The organism is Actinophytocola sp. NPDC049390, assembly GCF_044466355.1.
Classification (GTDB): domain Bacteria; phylum Actinomycetota; class Actinomycetes; order Mycobacteriales; family Pseudonocardiaceae; genus Actinophytocola.
In genome coordinates this window covers 557,471-579,580 of record NZ_JBITMQ010000002.1, presented here as the reverse complement: position 1 = coordinate 579,580, position 22,110 = coordinate 557,471, and the positions used below count along the sequence as shown (strand labels likewise).

Sequence of the window (22,110 nt, the reverse complement as noted above, 5' to 3'; positions counted from 1 at the left end):
GTCGTGGACGTGCTCGGCGACGGTCTCATCGAGGCGCTGCGGCTGCTGTTGACCGGCGACGAGGACACCTGGGCGATCACCGCCCTCACGCTCCAGGTCTCCCTCAGCGCCACGGCGATCGCGTTCCTCGTCGGTGCCCCGGTCGGCACCGCGCTCGCGCTGGGCCGGTTCCGCGGGCGGCGGGTGCTGCTGGCGATCGCGAACACGGGCATGGGGCTGCCGCCGGTCGTCGTCGGGCTGTTCGTCACCGTGCTGCTGTGGCGGTCCGGCCCGCTCGGCGCGCTCGGACTGCTCTACACCCCGGCCGCGATGGTCGTCGCGCAGGCCGCGATCGCCGCGCCGATCGTGACCGCGCTGACCGCGACCGCGCTCCAACAGGTCGACCCGGACTTCCTGCTGCAGATGCGCGGACTCGGCGCCACCCGCGTCCGGGCACTCGGCGCGCTCCTGGCCGAGGCGAGACTGCCGCTGCTGGCGGCCGCCATGGCCGGGTTCGGTGCCGTGGTCAGCGAGGTCGGGGCCGCCCAGATGGTCGGCGGCAACCTGGCGGGGGAGACCAGGGTGCTCACCACCGCCGCCGTGCTCGCCACCAGCCGTGGCCAGTTCGCGCTGGCCATCGCGTTCGGGCTCGTCCTGCTCGTCCTCGCGTTCGCCGTCAACCTCGTCGTCACGCTCGCGCAGCACCGGCAGCGGGTGACCCGATGAGCATCGGCTGCCGGGAGCTGCGGGTCACCGCCCACGGGCGCGACCTGGTGTCCGTGCCCGCGCTGGACATCCCGGCAGGGGAGACGCTCGCCGTGCTCGGCCCCAACGGCGCGGGCAAGTCGACGCTGCTCCGCGCACTGGCGCACCTGTCGCCCGCGACCGGTTCGGTCCTGCTCGACGGCGAGGTCGCGACCACCGCCCAGCTCCGCCAGGCCGTCGCGGCGGTGCTGCAACGCCCGGTCCTGCAACGCGCCTCCGTGCTCGACAACGCGGCGGCGGGCCTGCGGCTGCGCGGCGTGCGACGCCGCGAGGCCCGCCGCCGCGCCGAACCCTGGCTGGCCGCGCTCGGCGTCGCACACCTCGCCGACCGCCACGCCCACACGCTCTCCGGCGGCGAGGCGCAGCGCGTGGCCATCGCGCGCGCCCTCGCGGTCGCGCCACGCGTGCTGCTGCTCGACGAGCCGTTCACCGGTCTCGACGCCACCACGCGTACGGACCTGCTCGCCGACCTCCGCGCCGCGCTGGACGACCAGGACGCCGCGGTACTTCTCGTCACACACGACCGGGAGGAGGCGCGCGCGCTCGCACAGCGGACGGCGCTGCTCGTGCACGGGGAGATCCGGCAGACCGGCGCCACCTCGGAGGTCCTCGACGCACCCGCCGACCTCGAATGCGCGACCCTGCTGGGTTTCACCACCCACCTGCCGCCCGCTCTCACCGGTCACCACGCGACGCTGGTCGCCCGGCCGGAGCGCTGTCACCCACTCGGCGACGACGAGCCAACCCCACCGGACGCGGTCGTCGTCGACGGCGTCCTGCGCAGGGTGGTGCCCCTCGGCGGGGCGCTCCGCCTCGACGTCACGACACCGTCGGGCACCGTGACCGCGGTGACCACCGCGGAGGTGACGACGTCAGCGGGCGGTCCGATCCGCGTCGCCACGGCCTGGGAGCACCTGCGCGAGTGCTCGGCGCACGCGCGGGACGGTACGGTCAACTCGGCGCCGTGACGCGGTCGCACCCGTAGCGGTCAGCAGGGCGACCGGGACACGCAGCGTGGATGTCACCTCGTGGACACCCGCGACCGAGATGTTCACGCCGTGCCGTCCATGGTTCGGACGCGTGCCGAGGTTCGGGGGGAGCGGTTCGCCGCGGTCATGGCCGCGGTGGTTCGCCGGCTTCCGTGGGGACTCGCGAGGATCGTCCCACCGAGTCTGCTCGGGTTCGCCGTCATCAACGGGTTCACGTTCGGAGTCGACCTCGCGCTGCTCGGCGTGCTGCGGTCGGTGGCGCAGCTGCCGCTGTGGCTGTCGATCACGATCGCCTACGTCTGCGCGTTCGGGATCGGCTACGTGCTCAACCGGTCCCTCAACTTCCGTTCCCACGCCGCGGTGGGTCCGCAGGTCGCCACGTACGCGGTGGTGGTCGCGGTCAACTACCTCGTCTGGATCCTCGGGGTCGGTACCGGGCTGGCCGCCCTCGGCGTCGACTACCGCCTCGCCCGGCTGGCGGTGACGGCGCGACCGTCACCGCCCGACTCTGCGTCCTCAGGCGGGTACCGTCCACTTCTGGTTGGCGCCGCCGGTGCACGTCCAGATCTGGAGCTTCGCACCGTTGGCGGTGTTGTGGTCCCGCACGTCGAGGCACCTGCCACTGCCCACGTTGACGAGGTCACCACCCGACGTGTATGTCCACCGCTGGTTCCCGCCCGCGAAGCAGTCCCACAGCTGAACGGCCGTGCCGTCCGCGGTGCCGTTGCCGGTCACGTCCAGGCACTTGCCCAGGCCGCGGACCGTGCCGTCCGTGGCGAGGGTCCACTGCTGGTTCGGGCCGCCCGTGCACGTCCACATCTGCGGCTGGTTGCCGTTCGCGGTCGAACCGTCGGTGACGTCCAGGCACTTCCCGCCGAGGCCGGTGATCGGACCGGTCCTGGCGGGCGGGTTCGTGCCACCCGAACCCGGCCACGTGAACGTCGCCATCGCGCCGGCGGCCAGCTGGTAGCCGAACGTCTGGCCGCCGTAGGAGACCTGGAAATTCTGCGTGCCACCGCTGTTGACGGCGACCAGCACGATGGTGCCATCCGGGTTGCGGAACGCGACGTTCTGGACGCCGCCCTCGCCGTAGCCGGTCGAGTCGACGCGCACCGCGCCGGGTCGCACGAACTTGCTGAGGTGCCCCAGGACGTAGTACTCGGCGTTGTACGTGACGCTGCTGCCGTTCGTCGTCACCACACCCATGCAGTTCGTGCAGCTGCCGATCACCGGGCCGTGGTCGGCGTCGAGCGCCATGTTCCACGTCGTCACCGTCCTGGCCCAGTTGCGGGTGGTGCCGACCGCGAGGTTGATGCCCTGCCACCGCAACGTGTCCCGGAACGTCGCCGCGTCGCTGCCCGACGACGTGCCGGAGCACTCGGTGAAGAAGATGTCCTTGTCCGGCTGGGCGTTGTGCACCACCGACTGACCACTCGGGTTGCCGCCGTAGCAGTGCCACGCCGAGCCGGCCACGTTGCCGCCCGCGCTGGTGTTGACCTGCTGCGCGTAGCTGGTGTTGTCCCAGTTGTGGTCCCAGCCGAGCAGCCTGGTGCCCAGCCCGGCCGCGCGCAGCTTCGGCACCAGGTTGTTGATGACGGTCGACTGCTGGCTCGCCGGCATCAGCATGCCCGGGTAGCCGGGCGGGGAGAAGTTCGGCTCGTTCTGCACGCTCATGTAGTCGATCGGCGCGCCCGCCGCCCCGTACGCCTGGGCGAACTTGACGAGGTAGTCGGCGTACACCCCGATCTGGCTGTCGGACAGCGATCCGCCGATGAGGTTGTTGTTGGTCTTCATCCACGCGGGCGCGCTCCACGGCGAGGCCATGATGGTCAGCTCGGGGTTCAGCGACCGCGCCTGCCGGACCAGCGGCAGGATGTACGGGTCGTCGTGGGCGATGGAGAACCGCGACAGCGTCGGGTCGGGTGCGCCGTCGTCGTAGGTGTAGAAGTCGCGGGAGAAGTCCGTGGCGCCGATCGGCTGCCGCAGCCAGTTGAGGCCCACGCCGGTGCTGGGGCTGAACAGCGCGTGCATGATCTCGTCGCGGCGTGGTGAGTTGAACACGTTCCACGCGGCGGCGTCGGTGAACGAGGCGCCGAAGCCCACCATCGACTGGTACGTGGCGTTCGGGTTCACGGTGATCACCGGGCCGCTGCCGCCGGACCCGAACTCGACGCTCGCCTGCTGGCGCAACAGGTTCGCCCGGTCGCCGGTGGTGAGCCAGACGTTGACGGTCGGCGCCGCGACCGCCGGTGCGGCCGGAATGGCGAGCAGTGCTCCGACGGTGGCCGCCACTGCCGTCACGACGACGGCCCGCCGCCGTGTTCTCGATGTGGACATGACGCTCCTTGCAGGGTTGGGAGCAATCGCCGCACCTCCGTGTGCGGCGAAGTCAGTCGTAGAGGCGCAGGTCGGCGATGCTCCACCAGTTGCCCGCCGCGGCGGTGGCGGTGATGCGCAGGTACCGTGCGCTGGTGCGGCGGACGTCGACGTTCGTGAGCTGCCCGACGCCGGTGCCGGTCGCGAGGGTGCGCCAGGTCGTGCCGTCGCCGCTCGCGGACAGCTGCCAGCCACGCGCGTAGTCGCCCAGGTTGCCGCCACTGTCGATCGCGACCCGGCGGAAGTGCTTGCGGGCGCCCAGATCCACCTGGACGTACTGGCCGGGTGCCTGCCCTGTCTCACTGGACCAGCGGGTCGAGGCGTCGTCGTCCACAACGGAGTCCGCGCCGTTGCCGTGCGAGGCGGTGGCGCTCGCCCCTGCCAACGACACGAGGTCCAGCTTGCTGTCGTGGCCGCGGGGCCAGGTGAACGTGGCCAGCGCACCGCCCGGCAGTGTGTACTCGAAGGTCCGGTCCCCGACGGTGACCGCGAACGACCGAGGGTCGTCGTTCTCGTTGTGCACCACCAGCGCGATCGAGCCGTCCGGGTTGCGGAACGCCACGTCCATGATCTGGCCGTTCCAGCCCGTGGTGCCGAAGGACGTGCTGGCGATCCGGCGGGCACCCGGCCGCACGAACTTCGACAGGTGCCCGATCGTGTAGTACTCGGCGTCGGTCCGCACCGAGCCGTCCGGCAGGACCGTGACCAGCCCGGTGCACGTCCCGCAGCCGCCGTTGTGCGGCCCGCCGGTGCTGTCCAGCGCGATGTTCCAGGTGACCGCGCTGCGCGCCCAGTCGCGGGTGGTGCCGATGACGACGTTGCGGGCGTGCCAGGTCAGGGTGTCGCGGAAGACCTTCTCCGGCGGGTCGGTGGCGCCGCGCGAGCCGGAGCACTCGGTGAACCAGATCCCCTTACGGGGGAAGGCGTTGTGGAGCGCGGTCTGTGCGCTGGGGTCGCCGTAGTAGCAGTGGTAGGCGATGCCGGCGAGCCAGCGGGCCGCCGGGTCGCGCAGGAGCCGGTACGGGTAGTCGCTCTCCTGGTCGCCGTCGTTCGGGTGCGTCGCCCAGTTGTGGTCGTAGCCGAGGATCTTCGTGTGCGGGCTGGCGGCACGCAGCTTCGGGCCGAGGGCCGCGATCACCTTCACCTGCTGGGCGACCGGCATGTCGGTGCCCGGGTAGGCGTCCGGGGTGCGGTTCTGCGGCTCGTTCTGCACCGACAGGTAGTCGATCGGGATCCCCGCCCTCGTGTAGGCCTGGACGAACTTCACCAGGTAGCGGGCGTAGGCGTCGTAGATCGCCGGGTCGTCCTTCAGCCTGCCGCCGACGAGCGAGTCGCCGGTCTTCATCCACGCGGGCGGGCTCCACGGCGTCGCCATGACGCTCAGATGCGGGTTCAGCCGCTTCGCTTCACGCAACAGCGGCAGGATCCGCGCCTCGTCGTGGGCGATGCTGAAGTGCCGCAAGGCGAAGTCGGTCTCACCGGGCGGGACGTCGTCGTAGGTGTAGTGCTCGGCCGCCGCGGTGAAGTCGGACGAACCGACCGGCTGCCGCAGGAAGCTCACGCCGATGCCGCGTACCGGGTCGAACAGCGCACGCATGGTGTCGGCCCGGACGGCGGGGGAGAGCCCGGCGAGCACGGCGGCCGACGAGTCGGTGATCGACGCGCCGAACCCGTCGACGGTCTGGTAGGCGCGGTCGGGATCGACCACGATCGTCGGGTGGACCGAGGCGGTCGTGCCGAACGGGACGGGTGGTCGCTCGGTCATCACCTCCGCGCGGTCCGGCGTGGTCACCCACACCCGGGCCGGTGGCGCGTCCCGCCCGGCCTCGGCGGGCACGGCGACGAGGCCGAGGAGCAGGGTGGCGGTCGCGAGTCCACGAACGATCGTTCTCATCAGCATCCTGTAACAAGAATCGCATCACCATGAAACGGGCTTTTGCATGATGAAACACCCGGGCGTTCGGTATCGTCAAGAGCCATGCCAGACCACCCGCGGGCGACCCTCCGCGACATCGCCGCGGAGACCGGTGTCTCCGTCGCCACGGTCTCCCGTGTGCTCAACGACCACGTCAACGTGGCACCCCGAACCCGTGACCTGGTGTTGCGGGCCGTCGAGCGGCGCAGGCTGCCCGCCCCCGCACCCCTCAAGCAGCGCACCGTCTACGTCCGCTGCCCGTACGTGCTCACCGACTACTTCGGCCTGATCGTGTCCTCGATCGCGGAGACGCTGAAGCTCCACGGGCTGCGCCTGCTGCTGGACGCGGGCGAGTCCGGCCAGCGCAGCGACGCGCTCCCCGGCCTGCCCGGCCAGGACGACGTCGACGCGGCGATCCTCATCCTCCCGCCCGAGGACGGCGAGGCGCTGGTCGCCTTGTCCCGCACGGGTTTCCCGTTCGTCGTGGTCGACCCCCGCACCCCGCCACCGCCGGACATCGCCGCCGTCTCCGCCGCGCACTTCTCGGGTGCCCGGGCGGTGGCGAACCACCTCATCGGGCTCGGCCACCGCGACATCGGCGTCATCGCGGGTCCCGAGGAGTGGCTGGCGGGCGACGCCCGGCTCGCGGGCCACCGAGCCGCACTCGCCCAGGCAGGCGTCCTCCTGACCGGCGACCGGTTGCGGCACGTCGAACCCACCACCGCCGCCGGGCGACGGGCGGCCGAGGAACTGCTCGACCGGACCCCGCGGCCCACCGCGATCGTCTGCTTCAACGACAAGGTCGCCGTCGGCACGCTGCAGGCCGCCCGCGACCGCGGCCTGCGTGTCCCCGAGGACCTGTCCATCGCCGGGTTCGACGACATCGACCTCAGCCAGGCGACCGACCCGGCGCTGACCACGGTGCGGCAACCGCTGCAGGAACTGGGCCGCATCGCGGTCTCCCAGCTGATGCGCGTCCTCGACGGGCACCAGCCCGAGGCACTGCACATCGAACTGGCCACGACACTCGTCGTCCGCGACTCCACGGGCCCGGCGACGCGGCGCCGCTGACGCGCCGCCGCGGAAATTGGTTCGCGCGACCGGTCACACGCGCGTATCACTGCGGCATGGCCGACACGTCCCCCGGGGATGACCAGCTCACGATCCGCACCCTCACCGACGCGGACCTGCCCGTGTTCAGCGAAGTCCTGGCGACTGCCTTCCTGATCGACCACAGCGCGGAGTTCCTGGCCGCGGAACGGTCGGCGTTCGAGCCCGCACGCAGCCACGCCGTGTTCGACGGCGAGACCATGATCGGCACCGGTCAGCTCCTGAGCCGCCGCATCGTCGTGCCCGGCGCCGAACCCGTCCCGGTCGGGGCGGTGACGTCCATCGGGGTCGCGCCGGGACATCGCAGGCGGGGAGTGCTGAGCAGGATCATGCGCGGCCAGCTGGAGTTCCTGCACGAGGCCGGGGAGCCACTCGCGATCCTGTGGGCGTCGGAGGGCGGGATCTACGGCCGGTTCGGGTACGGACTCGGCACCCAGCACACGCAGATCACGGTGCCGCGCGGCACCGCCTTCCGCCGGGACGTGGCGGTCGATCCCGACCCGGTGCGCGAACTGCCCCGCGAACAGGCCGTGCCGATCATGCGCGATCTCTACGACAAGCTCTGGCCCAGCCGCACCGGCTACCTGGACCGCACCACCGACGGCACCTGGGAGTACCACCTGTTCGACGACGCCGGCCGCCGCGGCGGCCAGACCGCGATGCGGTTCGCGGTGCACCCGCAGGCCTACGCCGTGTACCGCGCGAAGGAGGACTGGCAGGCCCGCGGCCCCCGGGCGAGGGTGACCGTGCACGAGCTGACCGCCGCCACCCCGGCGGCGTACGCGGCGATGGTGCGCTACCTGCTGGACATGGACCTCGTGGGCGAGGTGGTTCTCCGGGCGGGCACCGACGAGCCACTGGTACACATGCTCGCCGACCCACGCGCGGCACTGCGCACGCTGTTCGACGCACTGTGGGTACGCGTCGTCGACGTGGACCGGGCCCTGACCGCGAGAAGGTACCCGGTCCCCGTGGACCTGGTGCTGGACGTCGACGACGCCGTGTGCCCGTGGAACGCGGGCCGGTGGCGCCTGGTGGCCGGTCCGGACGGCCGTGCCGAGGTCACCCGCACCGACGCCCCAGCCGACCTGGCACTGGACGTGGCGGCCCTGGGCACAGTGTTCTTCGGCGGCACCAGGCTCGCCACGCTGGCGGCTGCGGGCCGGGTCCGCGAGCACAGCCCAGGGGCGCTGGCGACGGCATCACTGGCCTTCCTGCACGACGACGAACCGCGCTGCCTCGAGGCGTTCTGAGCGCGCGGGAAGGTTCACCTGCCCAGCAGCCGGGACACGTCGTGCGGCCGCCGGTCGGCGGGCAGGCCCAGGCTCGTGAGCACGTCGGCGGCCTGTCGTGCCGGCAGGTGGTCGAACCAGCGGGCGGTGAGGTCGTGGACGGCCTGGTCGGTCGGTTCGCCGTACAGCCGGAACCGGCCGATGCCGCCGTCCGGGTGCATCTCCAGGCGGACCTGGGTGGCCGGGCGGTCCGTGCGGAGCCGGAAGCGGTGTGTCGTGTCGGGTTGCAGGGCGGTCTCGGGTAGCAGGGGGAACCACGTCCGGCCGTCGGCCGAGCCGGACAGCGTGATCCGGTCGGGGGAGTTGCCGCGGTAGTGCGTGGTCGCGATCTCGGCGACCTTCGGCACGGCGGGGCACGCCAGCGCCAGTTCCACCCAGTCGTGCCCGCCGTCGCGGCGGCGGGCGGTCTCCCAGCCGTCGGCCATGAAGCGCGACTCGCCCGGCTGGAGCATGTTGGCGGGCGGGGAGAAGAAGCTGTCGCTGCACCGCAGCACCCGGCCGCCGTTCGCGGTGGACACCAGGTCGAAGGGGAGGTCGAACAGGTCGCGGGGGTCGGGCACCGCCTCGCCGTGCACCCGCAACCGCGCGACCCCGCCGTCGGGCAGGATGTGCAGCCGGACGTGCGTCACCCGCAGCTCGGCGTCCACGGTGAACACGTTCGGCCCGCCGCCGGTCAGCTCGCTCTCCGGCACCAGTTCGAACCAGTCGGCGTCGGCCAGTTCGGCGACACCGGGGTACCCGGACACGCCCGTGCCCTCGAGCAGGCAGCGTTCCGGGTAGTTGCCGAGGAAGAACGCCGTGTCCACGTCGACCGTGCGCACGATGCCGGGCACGCCGAGACGGATCAACGCCCAGTCGTGGCCCGCGCCGCGGCGCCGCCGGGTCTCCCACCCGTCGTACTGCTGGCCCTTCGGTGTGAACGTGTGCGGGCGGAACGTCGGCGGCTCTGCGCGGACGAGGTTCTCCTTGTCGGCGAAGAACTCGTCGCTCGCGGCCATCACGGTGCCGCCCAGCGAGGCGACGGCGAGGTCTGGGTGGGTCATGCGTTCCTCTCCCTGCTCAACAGGTTTCCGGTCGGGTCCCCACCCCGCAGCCACGTCCGGCGGACGACACCGGACAGCCGGGCGCCGTCGTACGGGGTGACGGGGTGGCGGTGGCGGAGGCCGGTGGCGTCGACGACGTACTCGTCATCGGGCGCGAACGCGACCAGATCGGCGTCACAGCCCGGCGCGATCCGGCCCTTGCGCGCCAGGCCGACGAGGTCGGCGGGCGCGGACGCCATCCACCGCACCACCTCGGACAGTGCGTGCCCTCGGCGGCGTGCCTCGGTCCACACCGCGGGCAGGCCGAGCTGCAGCGAGGAGATCCCGCCCCACGCCTCGCCGAACCCGCCGCGCTTCAACTCCGGCGGCGACGGCGAGTGGTCGCTCACCACGCAGTCGACCACCCCGGCCGCCAGACCCGCCCACAACCCGTCCCGGTTCGCCTCGCCCCGGATGGGCGGGCAGCACTTGAACTCCGTGGCACCGGCGGGGATCCGCTCCGCCGCGAACGTGAGGTAGTGCGGGCACGTCTCGGCCGTGATCCGCACCCCGGCCGCCCGCGCCTCCGCGACCATCCCCAGCGTGGCCGCCGACGACAGGTGCAGGACGTGCGCCCGCGCGGACCGCGCCGCCACCCGTTCGACGAGCCCCGCCACCGCTCGCTGCTCGGCCGAGTCCGGCCGCGACCCCACGAACTCCGCATAGGACGGTCCAGGTTCGCGCAGCTCACCGGGGTCCTCCGCGTGCACGACGAGCAGCGCGTCCAGTTGGGCCAGCACGTCCAGCACGGCGTCGAGTTCCGCCCATGACAGCGGCGGGAACTCGTCCACCCCGGACGGCGACAGGAAGCACTTGAACCCGAACACCCCCGCCTCGTGCAGCCGTGCCAGCTCCGCCAGGTTTCCTGGCACGGCCCCACCCCAGAACCCGACGTCGACCACGCACTGCCCGGCCGCCGCCGCACGCTTCACGTCGAGCGCGGCCGCGGTCGTGGTCGGCGGCAGGCTGTTCAACGGCATGTCGACGATCGTGGTGACCCCACCGGCCGCCGCGGCCGCCGTCGCCGTGGCGAACCCCTCCCACTCGGTGCGGCCCGGCTCGTTCACGTGTACGTGGGTGTCCACCAGACCGGGCAGCAACGCGAGATCACCGAGGTCGACGTCCTCCCGGGCGATCACAGTGGCCGCACGGGAGACGACATCGGCGATCCGCCCGTCTCGCACGCACACCGCTGCCGGGCGCGGCCCGTCCGGTGTGTACACCGCGTCGGCGCGCAGCACGAGGTCCATCACGGCAGCCACTCCTCGGCGAGCTTCGCCGACACCGCGGTCAGCAACGGCCCGGCCTCGGCGACACAGCGCGCCGGGTCCGGCTCCACGTCGGTCAGCGCGTACACGGCCTCGATGCCCACCTCCCGCAACTGGGTCGTGGACAGCGCGCACTGGCCCGCGACCGCGACCACCGGCACGTCCACCCGCGCCGCCACCCCCGCGGGTGCCTTGCCACGCAACGTCTGCGCGTCCATCCGTCCCTCTCCCGTGACCACCAACCGGGCGCCACGCACGGCGTCGTCGAACCCCAGCAGCTCGGCGAGCACCTCGATCCCCGGCCGCATCGACGCGCCCAGCACGGTCAGCGCGGCGAACCCGACACCGCCCGCCGCACCCGCACCCGCTGCGGCGGGATCGCCCCCGGCGACCTCCGCCCACCGCCGCAGCCCGTCCGCCAGGATCCGCACCGCAGCGGGCCGGGCGCCCTTCTGCGGCCCGTACACCGCAGCCGCGCCCTGCGGCCCGAGCAGCGGGTTGTCCACGTCGGACGCCAGCACGACGGCCACCTCGGACAGGGCGGGATCGAGGCCGGACAGGTCCAGCCGTGCGAGGTCCCGCAACGCGGCACCGCCCGGCGGCAGCTCCGCACCCGACGCGTCGAGCAGCCGGGCGCCGAGCGCCGACAGCAGCCCCGCACCGCCGTCCGTGCAGGCGCTGCCGCCGAGCCCGAGCACCACCCGCCGCGCACCGGCCAGCACCGCCGCCGCGAGCACGTCACCGGTGCCCGCGCTCGACGCGGTCAACGGCGCGGTCACACCGCCGGGCAGGCGCCGCAGCCCCGACGCCTCGGCCAGCTCCACCACCGCGGTCGTCCCCGACAGCGCGAACGAGGCGGTGACCCGCTGCCCGGTCGGCCCGCGCGCGGGCACGTCCACCCGGCTGAACCCGGCCGCCACCGCCGCGGCCACGGTGCCCTCGCCGCCGTCGGCCATCGGCAGCACCCGCACCGGCACGTCCGGCCGGGCGATGCCGATGCCCGCGGCCACGGCGTCCGCGACCTTGGTGGCGGACAGCGACCCCTTGAACTTGTCCGGCGCCACGAGGACGTGCCCACTCACGGGAGCGGCTCGAATTCCCGCACCGCGTCGATCGCCGGGCCGTGCGGGGTGTTCGCCTCCCGCTCGATCATGATCTCGACGAGCACCGGCCGCGAGGTCGCCACGGCCTCCTTGCGCGCCCACTCCAGCGCGTCCTGGATCTCGCCCGGTTCGTGGACGCGCCTGCCCGCGCAGCCGTACGCCTCCATGATCTTGACGTTGTCCGTGCCGTACTCGTCGTAGTGGATGTCGACCTGGTAGTTCATGTCGTAGGGGAGCGAGGCCTGCCGGATCAGCCCGAGGTACTCGTTGTTGATCATGATCAGCACGAACGGCACGTCGTACTGCGCCCCGACCGCCAGCTCCTCCACCATGTACTGGAAGCCGTAGTCGCCGACGATGCCGACGACCTCCGCGTCCGGCTCGGTGTGCTTGAGCGCCTTCTTCACGCCGATCGCCGCCGGGATCTCCCAGCCGAGTGGCCCGGCCTGCCCGCACACCTGGTAGTGCCGCGGCCGGTACGACTTCTGGTGCTGGCCGCCCCAGATCTGGTACAGGCCGATCGCGGTGACGAAGTAGGTCTCCTGGCCGAAGACCTCGTTGATCTCCTTGTAGACCCGCGGCGCCTTGATCGGGACGGTGTCGAAGTCCTCCCGGCGGCCCAGGCTCCGCTTCAGCTCGCCGACCCGGTCGACCCACGCCTGCGGACCGCGCTCGCCGCGCCGCCGTGCCGTGTCGAGCAGCGCGCGCAGGAACAGCTTCGCGTCCGAGACGATGCCGAGGTCGGGCGGGAACACCTTGCCCAGCTGCGTCGGCTCGATGTCGACGTGGATGAACGTCCGGTCCCCGCGGTACACGTCGAGCGTGCCGGTGTGCCGGTCGCCGAACCGCGCACCGACCGCGAGGACGACGTCGGACTCCAGGAACGACGCGTTGCCGTACCGCTGCGAGGTCTGCACCCCGGTCATCCCGGCGAACAGCGGGCTGTCCTCGTCGACCGCGCCCTTGCCCATCAGCGTGACCTGCACCGGGACGTTCAGCACCGACGCCAGCTCGCGCAGTTCGTCGGCCGCGTCCGCGATGATCACGCCACCACCTGCCAGGATGAGCGGGCGTTCCCCGGCGAGCAGCAGGTCCAGTGCCCGTTCGACGCGGGGCTGGTGCGGGCGCACGTCCTCGACGGGCAGCGGCACGTCGATCGCCGGGTCGTACTCGATGATCTCCTTGGCGACGTCCACCGGGATGTCGACCAGCACCGGGCCTGGCCGGCCGGACCGGGCGACCCGGAACGCCTCGCGGAACACCCACGGCGCGGTCGCCGCCTCCTTGACCTGCACCGCCCACTTCGTGACCGGCTTGGCGATCTCGACGATGTCGACGGCCTGGAACGCCTCCTTGTGCAGTGCCGTCGACACGGCCTGGCCGGTGACGCACACGATCGGGATGGAGTCCGCCATCGCCGTGTACAGGCCGGTGATCATGTTCGTCCCGGCCGGGCCGGACGTGCCGATCGCGACGCCGACCTTGCCGCTGGTGCGGGACCAGCCGTCGGCCATGTGCGTCGCGCCCTCCTCGTGCCGCACGGTCAGGTGCTCGATGCCGCCGACCACTTCCATCGCTTTGTACAGCGGGAGGATCGCCGCGCCGGGGCAGCCGAACGCGGTGTCGACCCCCTCCGACCTGAGCACGTGGACGACCGCCTCCATCGCGGGCATGCGTGTCATGTCAGCGCTCCTCCCTGCCGGAGAACCGTTCCGCGACGGCGAGCAGCCCGGAGTGGTCGCGGTCGCCGAGACCCTGCGCCCGCGCCGCCTGCACGTGTGCCGCGACCTGGAACGCGAACGGCAGCGCCACCTCGGCCTGCCGGGCCGCGTCGAGCACGATGCCCATGTCCTTGTGGTGCAGGTCGATCCGGAACCCGGGCGTGTAGTCGCGGGCCAGCATCGACGCCCGCTTCAGCTCCAGGATCCTGCTGCCCGCGAGCCCGCCCGCCAGCACGTCGAGCCCGGCCTCGGCGTCCACACCGGACGCCTCCATCAGCAGGATGGCTTCGGCGACGAGCGCGTACGTGCCGCCGACGACCAGCTGGTTGGCGGCCTTGACGAACTGCCCGGCGCCTGCCGGGCCGACGAGCGCGGCGACCTTGCCGACCGCGTCGAACACCGGCTTCGCGGCGTCGAAGTCCGCCCGCGCGCCACCGACCATGATGGACAGGACGCCGTCGATCGCACCCTGCTGACCACCGGACACCGGCGCGTCCAATACACGGGTGCGGGCCTCGGCGATCTTCTGGGAGGTCTCCGGGCGGATCGTGCTGAAGTCGATCAGCAGCGCGCCCGGTTCGAGGTGCGCCAGCACGCCGTCGTCGCCGAGGACGACCGCCTCGACGTGCTGGTCAGCCGGGAGCATCGTGGCCACGATGTCGGCACCCCGTACGGCGTCGGCGATCGACGCGGCTGGTTTGCCGTCGTCGGCGGCCAGCGCGGCGACCGCGTCCGCGTTGAGGTCGTACCCGGTGACCGCGAACCCGGCCCGGACGAGGTTGCGGGCCATGGGCGCGCCCATGATGCCCAGGCCGATGAAACCGATGGAAGTCACGAGGTCTCCGTTTCCTTGCGCAGCCAGCCGAAGCTGTCCGCGCTCGCGCCGGACGGCGTGTACTCCAGGCCCACGTGGCCCCGGTAGCCGTTCGCGGCGAGCTTGCCGAGATGTGCGAAGAGGTCGAGCGACCCGGTGCCAGGTTCGTGGCGGCCGGGCGCGTCGGCGATCTGCACGTGGCCGATCCGGCCGGTGTGCTCCGCGATCACGGCGTCGAGGTCGTCGCCGTTCACGGTCAGGTGGTAGAGGTCGGCGAGGAGCCGCAGGTTGTCCGCGCCCACGCGGTCGAGCACCGCGAGCGCGTCGGCGGCCGTGCGCAGCGGGTAGCGCGGCGCGCCGCTGAGCGGTTCGACGAGGACCACCCCGTCGAACGCGGCGGCCGCCCCGGCCAGGTTCTCGACGGCCAGCGCGTCCTGTTCCGCGGGGTCGACCCCGTCGACCCGGTTGCCGTACAACGCGTTCAGCGCCGGGCATCCCAGCCGCTCCGCGATGTCCACCGCCACCGGGATGTTCGCCACGAACTCCGCCGACCGCGCGGGCAGGGACAGGACCCCGCGGTCCCCGCCGGGCATGTCCCCGGCGAAGAAGTTCAACCCCACCAGGCGTACCCCGGCGTCCTGGATCGCCGCGACGAACCGGTCGACGTCGGCATCGGCCGGGGTCGCGGTGTCGAACGGCCACCAGAACTCCACCGCGTCGAAACCGGCCTCGGCCGCGGCCGAGGGACGGTCCAGCAGCGGCAGCTCGGTGAACAGGATGGACAGGTTCACATCGAATCGGGTCACGACTTCTCCTTGTACGCACGCCAGTCGCCGAACTCGGTGATGTCGGTGAGCCGGGTGTGCGAGGTGTACGGGCGGCGCAGCAGCATGGCGAACGACGAACTCCCGTCCGCCAGCTCGATCACGCCCAGTTCCAGCTCGTGCGGCTCACCGGGCAGCACCTTGTCGCGCAGCACGTCGAGCGGCAGGTCGTACAGCTCCCCGGCCACCGCCGCGCCGCCGTGGGCGACCGGGTACAGCGCGGGGCACGCGTCGCCGACCGAGTAGAACCGGTACTTCGGCGCGGTGGTGGTCTCCTTCACGAGCGGGGCGCCGTCGAGCAGGTGGTGCAGCGGTTCGCCGCGCATGGCGCCGCCGTTGAGGAACATCAGTGCCACAGCGGTTCCTTTCAGGTGAGCAGGTGCTCGATGCCGGTGACGCCGAAGTAGACGGCGAAGACCGCGGCGAGCGAGGTCAGCAGCCAGCCGGGCCAGCTGCCCTTGCAGATCCGGATGAGCACGTAGGAGATGAGGCCCGCGCCGATCCCGTTGGTGATCGAGTAGGTGAACGGGATGACCGCGATCGTCAGGAACACCGGGATCACGAAGTCCGTGTCCTGCCACGGGATCTTGCGGCACTGGGCCATCATCATCCCGCCGATCACCACCAGCGCCGGTGCCGCGGCCTGGGCGGGGACGACCGCCGCCAGCGGCGTGAACAGCAGCGTGGCCGCGAACAACGCACCGGTCACCACGCTCGCGAGCCCGGTCCGCGCGCCCTCGCCGACACCTGCCGCCGACTCGAGGAACACGGTGTTGGGGGAGGAGCCGCTGACCCCGCCCATGACCGCGCCCGCACCGTCCACGACCAGGATGCGTCCCATTCCGGGCACCTTGCCGTTCCGCGACAGACCGGCCTCGTCCGAGACGCTGGTGATCGTGCCCATCGCGTCGAAGAACCCGGACAGCACCAGCGTGAACAGGAACACCGTCGCCGCGATCGGGCCCGCCGAGACGAACCCGCCGAACAGGTCCACGTCACCGAACAACGCGAAGTCGGGCGCCGCCACCAGGTTGTCGGGCACGGTCGGCTCCACCAGACCCCAGCCGGGCACCTCGAACAGCGCGTTGACCACGATCGCCAGCACGGTCGCCACGCCGATGCTGATCAGGACCGCACCGGGCACCTTCCGCGCGGTCAGCACGGTCATCAGCAGCAACCCGACGCAGAACACCACGACCGGCCAGCCCGACAGGTGCCCGTCCATGCCCAGCCGCATCGGGACGGTCGTGTTCGCCGCGTCCGGCATGCGGGTCACGAACCCGGCGCTCACCAGGCCGACCAGCGCGATGTAGAGGCCGATGCCGACGGTGATCGCGGTCTTGAGCGCCATCGGGATCGCGTTCATGATCCGCTCGCGCACCCCGCTGACCGCCATCAGCACGATGCACACGCCCTCGAGCACCACCAGCCCGAACGCCTGCGCCCACGTCATCGTCGGCGCCATCTGGAACGCGACGATGCCGTTGATGCCCAGCCCCGCCGCGAGCGCGAGCGGCACGTTGCCGACGACGCCCATGAGGACGGTCATGACCGCGGCCGCGAGCGCCGTCGCGGTGGTGATGGCCGCCGTGGACAGGCGAGCGCCGGTGATGTCCGCGGACGCGCCGAGGATCAACGGGTTGAGCAACACGATGTACGCCATCGCGACGAACGTCGTGACCCCGCCACGGACCTCCCGGCCCACGGTCGAGCCGCGGCGGCGGACGGCGAAGAAGCGGTCCACGGCCGAGATGCGCGGGACGGGTGGGAGAGGGGCTTCCGGTGGGGCTTCGGGTCGGGTCTGCGTCATTGCGTACTCCCTTGCCGGTGGGCGTGCGGCACCCGGCCCGCGACTCAGGCGGGCCCTTCTCGGGGTGGCACGGTCAGTGCTTTTGAGGTGCTCCGGTCAGCACCTGGTTGTCAGTACTCGACGCGGGTGGTGTTCTCCAGCCACGCCGTGAACGGGGCGAACCCGTCTACTGTGGACAGCTGGAGCACGGGTACGTGCCAGCTGTCCCTCGGCTTGTCGAAAAGCTCGTAGAAGGCGCGGTCGTCGAAACCGGCCTTGGCGGCGTCGTCGCGGTCGCTCGCGTACACCACCCGGTCCACGCGTGCCCACAGCGCCGACGACAGGCACATCGGGCACGGCTCGCACGACGACACCAGCACGCACCCCTCCAGGGAGAACGTGCCCAGCTCCTGGCAGGCCGCGCGGATCGCGGTCACCTCGGCGTGCGCGGTCGGGTCGAGGTTCGTGGTCACCCGGTTGATGCCGGTCGCCACGACCTCGCTGCCGCGAGCGATCAGCGCGCCGAACGGGCCGCCGCCGTTCGCCACGTTCTCGGTGGCGAGCCGGATGGTCCGGGTCAGCCAGTCGGCTTCGACGTCGGTGTTCACGAACACGGGTGATCTCCTCCGGTGATGTGTTCCGGCTTGACCGGGACGCGGGGCAGTTCGAGGCCGGTCGCCGCGCGGATCGCGTTGGCGATGGCCGGCGTGGCCGAGATGGTGGGTGGTTCGCCGACGCCGCGGACTCCGTACGGGGCGTGCGGGTCGGGTCGTTCGAGCACCTCGACGGTCATCGGCGGCACGTCGAGGATGGTCGGGATGAGGTAGTCGGTGAACGACGGGTTGCGCACCTTCCCGTCCGCCACCTGGATCTCCTCCATCACCGCGAGCCCCAGGCCCTGCGCGGACCCGCCCTGGATCTGGCCGACCACGGCGTCGGGGTTGACCGCCTTGCCGACGTCCTGCGCGCAGTCCAGCGCCACCACCCGGACCAGGCCGAGGTCGAGGTCCACGTCCACCACGGCCCGGTGCGCGGAGAAGCCGTACTGCACGTGCGCGTTGCCCTGTCCCGTTTCCGGGTCCAGCGGGTACGTCTTCCGGTGGTGGTACTCGCGGGTCTCCTCGATGACGTCGTCGCCGAGCAGCTCGACCAGGTCCGCGTGCACCACACCGTCGGCGTCCACGACCTTGCCGCCGTGTATCGACAACCCGGGCTTCCCGACCCGCTCGAACACCCGCTCCGCGACGGCCCGGCTCGCGTCGCGCACCGCACCACCGGTCACGTACGTCTGTCGCGACGCGGAGCTGGACCCGGCGTCACCGACGCTCGTGTCGTTCGGGTGCAGCACGACCCGCTCGACCCCCAGTTCCGTGCGGGCGATCTGCTGCTGCACGGTCACCAGGCCCTGACCGACCTCCGCCGCCGCGGTGTGCACCAGCGCGACCGGCTCGCCGCCGACCACCGCCAGGCGCACCCGCGCGGTCGAGTAGTCGTCGAGGCCCTCCGCGTAGGAGATGTTCTTGATCGTCACCCCGTACCCGACACCGCGGACGACCCCTTCGCCGTGCGTGGTGTTCCCCGCGCCACCGGGCAGTTGGAGAATGTCGCCGGTGTGCTCGCCGGGGAGCGGGAGGTCCCGGACCCTGGCGACCAGTTCGGCCACCGGCGCGGGGAAGTCGACGACCTGCCCGGTGACCGTGGTCGAGCCCTCGCTCATCGCGTTGCGGATCCGCAGCTCCGCCGGGTCCATGCCCAGCGCGGCGGCGAGCTTGTCCATCTGGGACTCGTAGGCGTAGGTCGGCTGCACCGCGCCCAGCCCGCGCATCGCGCCGCACGGCGGGTTGTTGCTGTACACGCCCCAGCCCTCGATGTGCGCGTTCGGCACGTCGTACGGGCCGACCGACAGCGTGGTGCCGTTGCCGACCACCACCGGGGTCTTCGACGCGTACGCGCCACCGTCGAAGTACAGGCGTGCCTTCACATAGACCAGGTCGCCGTCCTTCGTGGCGCCGTGCTCGTAGTACATCCGCGCCGGGTGCCGGTGCACGTGCCCGAAGAACGACTCCTCGCGGTGGTACGACATCTTCACCGGACGGCCCGTGTGCAGCGCCAGCATGCACGCGTGCACCTGCATCGACAGGTCCTCGCGGCCGCCGAACGCGCCGCCGACACCCGAGAGCGTCAACCGCACCTTGTCCAGCGGCAGCCCGAGCGCGTGCGCGGTCTGCTTCTGGTCCACGTGCAGCCACTGCGTCGCGACATACAGGTCCACGCCGCCGTCGCCGTCCGGCACCGCCATCCCGGCCTCCGGACCGAGGAACGCCTGGTCCTGCATGCCGATCTCGTACACCCCGGACACCACGACGTCCGCCGTCGCGTCCGGGTCGCCCTTGACGATCCGCTGGTGGCGCACCACGTTCCCGCCGGGGTGCAGCGCGGGCAGCGCGTCGTCGTGCGCGATCTCCTCCACGTCGAGCAGCGGGCTCAGCACCTCGTACTCCACCCGGATCGCCGTGAGCGCCCGCCGGGCGGTCTCCGGGTGGTCGGCCGCGACCAGCGCCACCGGCTCGCCCTGGTACCGCACCACGTCCTCGGCCAGCACCGGGGTGTCCTGGTGCTTGAGCCCGTAGACGTTCTCGCCGGGCACGTCCTCGTGCGTCAGCACCGCGTACACACCCGGCAGCGCCAGCGCGGGGCCGACGTCGATCGCGTGGATGCGGGCGTACGGGTGCGGGCTGCGCAACGTCGCGCCCCACAGCATGTCCTCGTGCCACAGGTCCGACGCGTACGCGAACTCGCCACGCACCTTCAGGTTGCCGTCCGGCCGGAGCGGACTGTCGCCGATGCCGCCGGAGATGACGTCGTCGAGCTTCGGGACGGTCATCGGGCGGCCCTCCCGCGCTGTGCCGCGAGCCGCACCGCGTCGAGGATCTTCTCGTAACCCGTGCAGCGGCACAGGTTCCCCGCGAGCGCCTCCCGGATCTCCGGATCGGTCGGCTCGTCGTTGCGGGCGATCAGGTCGTGTGCCTGGACGATCAGCCCGGGCGTGCAGAACCCACACTGGACCGCACCGGTCTCGACGAACGCCTCCTGGACCGGGTCGAGCCGGTCACCGTCGGCCAGACCCTCCACCGTGCGCACCTCGCGGCCCTCCGCCTGCCCGGCCGCGACGAGGCACGAGCACACCGGCGCACCGTCCAGGTAGACCGTGCACGACCCGCATTCCCCTTGCTCACAGGCGTTCTTCGACCCGGGGAGGCCGAGCCGCTCCCGCAGCACGTACAGCAGGCTCTCGCCCGGCCACACGTCGTCCGCGGTGCGCCGCTCGCCGTTCACCGTGAATGTCACGCGCATGCCCTGCCTCCGTTCACGTAGTCGGACCACGCCCAGCCGAGCGTGCGGCGCGCCAGCACGGACAACGCGTGCCCGCGGTAGGCGGCGGTGCCCCGGACGTCGTCGATCGGCGACGCGGCCTCGGCGACCAGCGCACCGAAACGGCGCAGCACCGAGTCGGCGATCGCCCGCGGCGAGTCCCAGTTCAGCTCACCGGCGATGAACTCCTCGGCGGCGGTCGCGCGGCGCGGCGTCGGCGCGGCCGACCCGAGTCCCGTGCCGACCCGGCGTTCCGCGGGGTGCAGCGCCAGCCCGAACGCGCACACCGCGATCACCATCGCGTTGCGGGTGCCGATCTTGCTGAACTGCTGCGGGCCAGCCGCCGGTGCCAGGTGCACGGCGGTGATCAGCTCGTCCGGTTCGAGCACGTTCCGCTTGACCCCGGTGTAGAAGTCCTGTGCCGCCACGAAACGCGTGCCGCGCACCGACGCGATCTCCACGTCCGCGCCCGCCGCCAGCAGCGCCGGATGCGAGTCACCGGCGGGAGACGCGGCACCGAGGTTGCCGCCGACGCTGCCCCGGTTGCGGATCTGCGGCGAGCCGACGGTCCGCGCGGCCATCGCGAGCCCGGGCAGGTCCGTGCCCAGTTCCGCGATGATCCGCGCGTACGGCACCGCGGCACCCAGCCGGATCCGGCCGTTCTCCCGGCCGTGCTCGTGCAGCTCGGCGATCCGGTTCAGGTCGAGCAGCGCGGACGGCCTGCGGTGGTCGAAGTTCAGCTCCACCATCACGTCCGTGCCGCCCGCGATGGGCACCGCGTCCGGGTGGGCGGCCTTGGCCTCGAGGGCTTCGGCGAGGGTGCCCGGTCGGATGAAGTCCACTGTGTACTCCTCAGTCCCACGCCGGACCGGCGGGCGGCGCGTCGTCCCGCAGCACGGTGCCCTCGATCAGCCCGTACGGGCGGTCCGCCGCGTAGAACACCTCACCCGGGTTGTCCATGCCGAACGGGGTGAGGTCGGACAGGAAGTGGTGCTTGTTCGGCAGGCTCAGGCGCACCTCGGCGATGCCCGGGTCGTTCGTCAGCACCCGCTCACCCATGGCGTACAGGGTCTGCTGGAGCGAGTAGCTGTAGGTGCCGGAGAACGCGTCGAGCAGGCTCTGCCGCGCGGTGTCGTACGACGTGTCCCAGTCCACCTCGGTCGTGCTGTGCCGCCAGGTCGCGTTCACCGCGGTGGCGAGGATGCGGTCCTTGGTCTCCTGCAACGTCGTGTACGGATCGCGCGGGTAGCCCCAGAACTCCGAATCGGTCGTGTTCAGCACGGTCAGGTCCGCGATCCCGGAGACCACCCACGCCTGCTCGCCGTCGTAGGTGACGACCGCGGTGCGGGTGCCGCCACCCGCGCCCGCGAACGAGTGCGGACCGAGCCGGGTCCACGTGAACCGCTCGATCCGCACGCGTGCCCGGTGGATGCTCGGCTGCGAGTCGACGAAGTGGCGGGCCAGCCGCAGCCCGAAGTCCTCGATGGCCCCGACACCGTCTCGGGCGAACGCGAACACCGTGTTCTTCTGCGTGTCGGTGGCGAGGACCTTGTCGTTCGCCCCGGTCAGGTGGGTGTCGGCCATGTCGCCGGACAGCGAGACGCTGACGTTGAGGTCGGTGATGCCGTGCTCGGCACCCCGGTCGACGCGCACGAGCCGCACCTCGGCCTTGCCGTACCGGTTGTCACCCAGGACGATCGCCATCTCGGGG

19 protein-coding genes and 1 pseudogene are annotated in these 22,110 nt (G+C 72.0%); 5 read left to right on the top strand and 15 right to left on the bottom strand.

Annotated elements, in window-relative coordinates:
* The first annotated feature begins 3 nt into the window (after positions 1 to 3).
* The 3 genes and pseudogenes from ACIBVP_RS08880 to ACIBVP_RS08870 form a co-directional block, all read left to right on the top strand.
* Positions 4 to 705 carry an ABC transporter permease gene (locus ACIBVP_RS08880; RefSeq protein WP_396105456.1) on the top strand — a complete coding sequence of 234 codons (702 nt, stop codon included), beginning with the start codon at positions 4 to 6 and terminating at the stop codon, positions 703 to 705.
* Positions 702 to 1,712: an ATP-binding cassette domain-containing protein gene (locus ACIBVP_RS08875; protein WP_396105455.1), complete on the top strand. Its 1,011-nt coding sequence runs from the start codon at positions 702 to 704 to the stop codon at positions 1,710 to 1,712. The genes ACIBVP_RS08880 and ACIBVP_RS08875 overlap by 4 nt, the downstream gene beginning before the upstream one ends.
* Positions 1,713 to 1,811: 99 nt before the next feature.
* Positions 1,812 to 2,207 (top strand): annotated as a pseudogene (locus tag ACIBVP_RS08870) (GtrA family protein); the annotation flags it as partial.
* A gap of 42 nt (positions 2,208 to 2,249) precedes the next feature.
* On the opposite strand, the gene ACIBVP_RS08865 reads toward ACIBVP_RS08870, so the two are convergent.
* Positions 2,250 to 4,070 (bottom strand): ricin-type beta-trefoil lectin domain protein, encoded by a 1,821-nt coding sequence (locus ACIBVP_RS08865; RefSeq protein ID WP_396105454.1) that lies wholly within the window; start codon positions 4,068 to 4,070, stop codon positions 2,250 to 2,252.
* A gap of 52 nt (positions 4,071 to 4,122) precedes the next feature.
* The gene (locus ACIBVP_RS08860; protein ID WP_396105453.1) at positions 4,123 to 6,003 is read right to left on the bottom strand and encodes a discoidin domain-containing protein; all 1,881 of its coding nucleotides are present in this window, start codon (positions 6,001 to 6,003) and stop codon (positions 4,123 to 4,125) included.
* A gap of 84 nt (positions 6,004 to 6,087) precedes the next feature.
* Between ACIBVP_RS08860 and ACIBVP_RS08855 the strand changes: the two genes are divergently transcribed.
* Positions 6,088 to 7,095: a LacI family DNA-binding transcriptional regulator gene (locus ACIBVP_RS08855; protein ID WP_396105452.1), complete on the top strand. Its 1,008-nt coding sequence runs from the start codon at positions 6,088 to 6,090 to the stop codon at positions 7,093 to 7,095.
* 56 nt (positions 7,096 to 7,151) lie between these two features.
* Positions 7,152 to 8,387 (top strand): GNAT family N-acetyltransferase, encoded by a 1,236-nt coding sequence (locus ACIBVP_RS08850; RefSeq protein ID WP_396105451.1) that lies wholly within the window; start codon positions 7,152 to 7,154, stop codon positions 8,385 to 8,387.
* A 14-nt stretch (positions 8,388 to 8,401) separates the two neighbouring features.
* Here ACIBVP_RS08850 and alc read toward each other — a convergent pair whose 3' ends face one another.
* The 13 genes from alc to pucL all read right to left on the bottom strand — a co-directional run bounded on the left by alc (position 8,402) and on the right by pucL (position 22,103).
* Positions 8,402 to 9,469, bottom strand: a complete 1,068-nt coding sequence (gene alc, locus ACIBVP_RS08845) for an allantoicase (protein WP_396105450.1) — start codon at positions 9,467 to 9,469, stop codon at positions 8,402 to 8,404.
* On the bottom strand, positions 9,466 to 10,758 hold the full coding sequence (gene allB, locus ACIBVP_RS08840) for an allantoinase AllB (protein WP_396105852.1): 1,293 nt from the start codon (positions 10,756 to 10,758) through the stop codon (positions 9,466 to 9,468). Before allB ends, alc begins: the two co-directional genes overlap by 4 nt.
* Entirely contained in the window at positions 10,758 to 11,858 is a 1,101-nt protein-coding gene (locus tag ACIBVP_RS08835) for a glycerate kinase (protein WP_396105449.1), read from the bottom strand. The genes allB and ACIBVP_RS08835 overlap by 1 nt, the downstream gene beginning before the upstream one ends.
* Positions 11,855 to 13,561 (bottom strand): glyoxylate carboligase, encoded by a 1,707-nt coding sequence (gene gcl / locus ACIBVP_RS08830; protein ID WP_396105448.1) that lies wholly within the window; start codon positions 13,559 to 13,561, stop codon positions 11,855 to 11,857. Before gcl ends, ACIBVP_RS08835 begins: the two co-directional genes overlap by 4 nt.
* 1 nt (position 13,562) lies before the next feature.
* Positions 13,563 to 14,435: an NAD(P)-dependent oxidoreductase gene (locus tag ACIBVP_RS08825; protein ID WP_396105447.1), complete on the bottom strand. Its 873-nt coding sequence runs from the start codon at positions 14,433 to 14,435 to the stop codon at positions 13,563 to 13,565.
* Complete coding sequence (locus ACIBVP_RS08820; protein ID WP_396105446.1) at positions 14,432 to 15,220, bottom strand: hydroxypyruvate isomerase family protein; 789 nt, start codon at positions 15,218 to 15,220, stop codon at positions 14,432 to 14,434. Before ACIBVP_RS08820 ends, ACIBVP_RS08825 begins: the two co-directional genes overlap by 4 nt.
* On the bottom strand, positions 15,217 to 15,594 hold the full coding sequence (locus ACIBVP_RS08815) for a gamma-glutamylcyclotransferase (protein ID WP_396105444.1): 378 nt from the start codon (positions 15,592 to 15,594) through the stop codon (positions 15,217 to 15,219). The genes ACIBVP_RS08820 and ACIBVP_RS08815 overlap by 4 nt, the downstream gene beginning before the upstream one ends.
* Positions 15,595 to 15,605: 11 nt before the next feature.
* Positions 15,606 to 17,048 carry an NCS2 family permease gene (locus ACIBVP_RS08810; protein WP_396105443.1) on the bottom strand — a complete coding sequence of 481 codons (1,443 nt, stop codon included), beginning with the start codon at positions 17,046 to 17,048 and terminating at the stop codon, positions 15,606 to 15,608.
* A 110-nt stretch (positions 17,049 to 17,158) separates the two neighbouring features.
* Complete coding sequence (locus ACIBVP_RS08805) at positions 17,159 to 17,641, bottom strand: nucleoside deaminase (protein ID WP_396105441.1); 483 nt, start codon at positions 17,639 to 17,641, stop codon at positions 17,159 to 17,161.
* Complete coding sequence (gene pucD / locus ACIBVP_RS08800; RefSeq protein ID WP_396105440.1) at positions 17,632 to 19,911, bottom strand: xanthine dehydrogenase subunit D; 2,280 nt, start codon at positions 19,909 to 19,911, stop codon at positions 17,632 to 17,634. Before pucD ends, ACIBVP_RS08805 begins: the two co-directional genes overlap by 10 nt.
* Complete coding sequence (locus ACIBVP_RS08795) at positions 19,908 to 20,381, bottom strand: (2Fe-2S)-binding protein (RefSeq protein ID WP_396105439.1); 474 nt, start codon at positions 20,379 to 20,381, stop codon at positions 19,908 to 19,910. Before ACIBVP_RS08795 ends, pucD begins: the two co-directional genes overlap by 4 nt.
* Positions 20,372 to 21,241 (bottom strand): FAD binding domain-containing protein, encoded by an 870-nt coding sequence (locus ACIBVP_RS08790; protein ID WP_396105438.1) that lies wholly within the window; start codon positions 21,239 to 21,241, stop codon positions 20,372 to 20,374. The genes ACIBVP_RS08795 and ACIBVP_RS08790 overlap by 10 nt, the downstream gene beginning before the upstream one ends.
* A gap of 10 nt (positions 21,242 to 21,251) precedes the next feature.
* Positions 21,252 to 22,103: a factor-independent urate hydroxylase gene (pucL, locus tag ACIBVP_RS08785; protein ID WP_396105437.1), complete on the bottom strand. Its 852-nt coding sequence runs from the start codon at positions 22,101 to 22,103 to the stop codon at positions 21,252 to 21,254.
* Positions 22,104 to 22,110 lie beyond the last annotated feature (7 nt).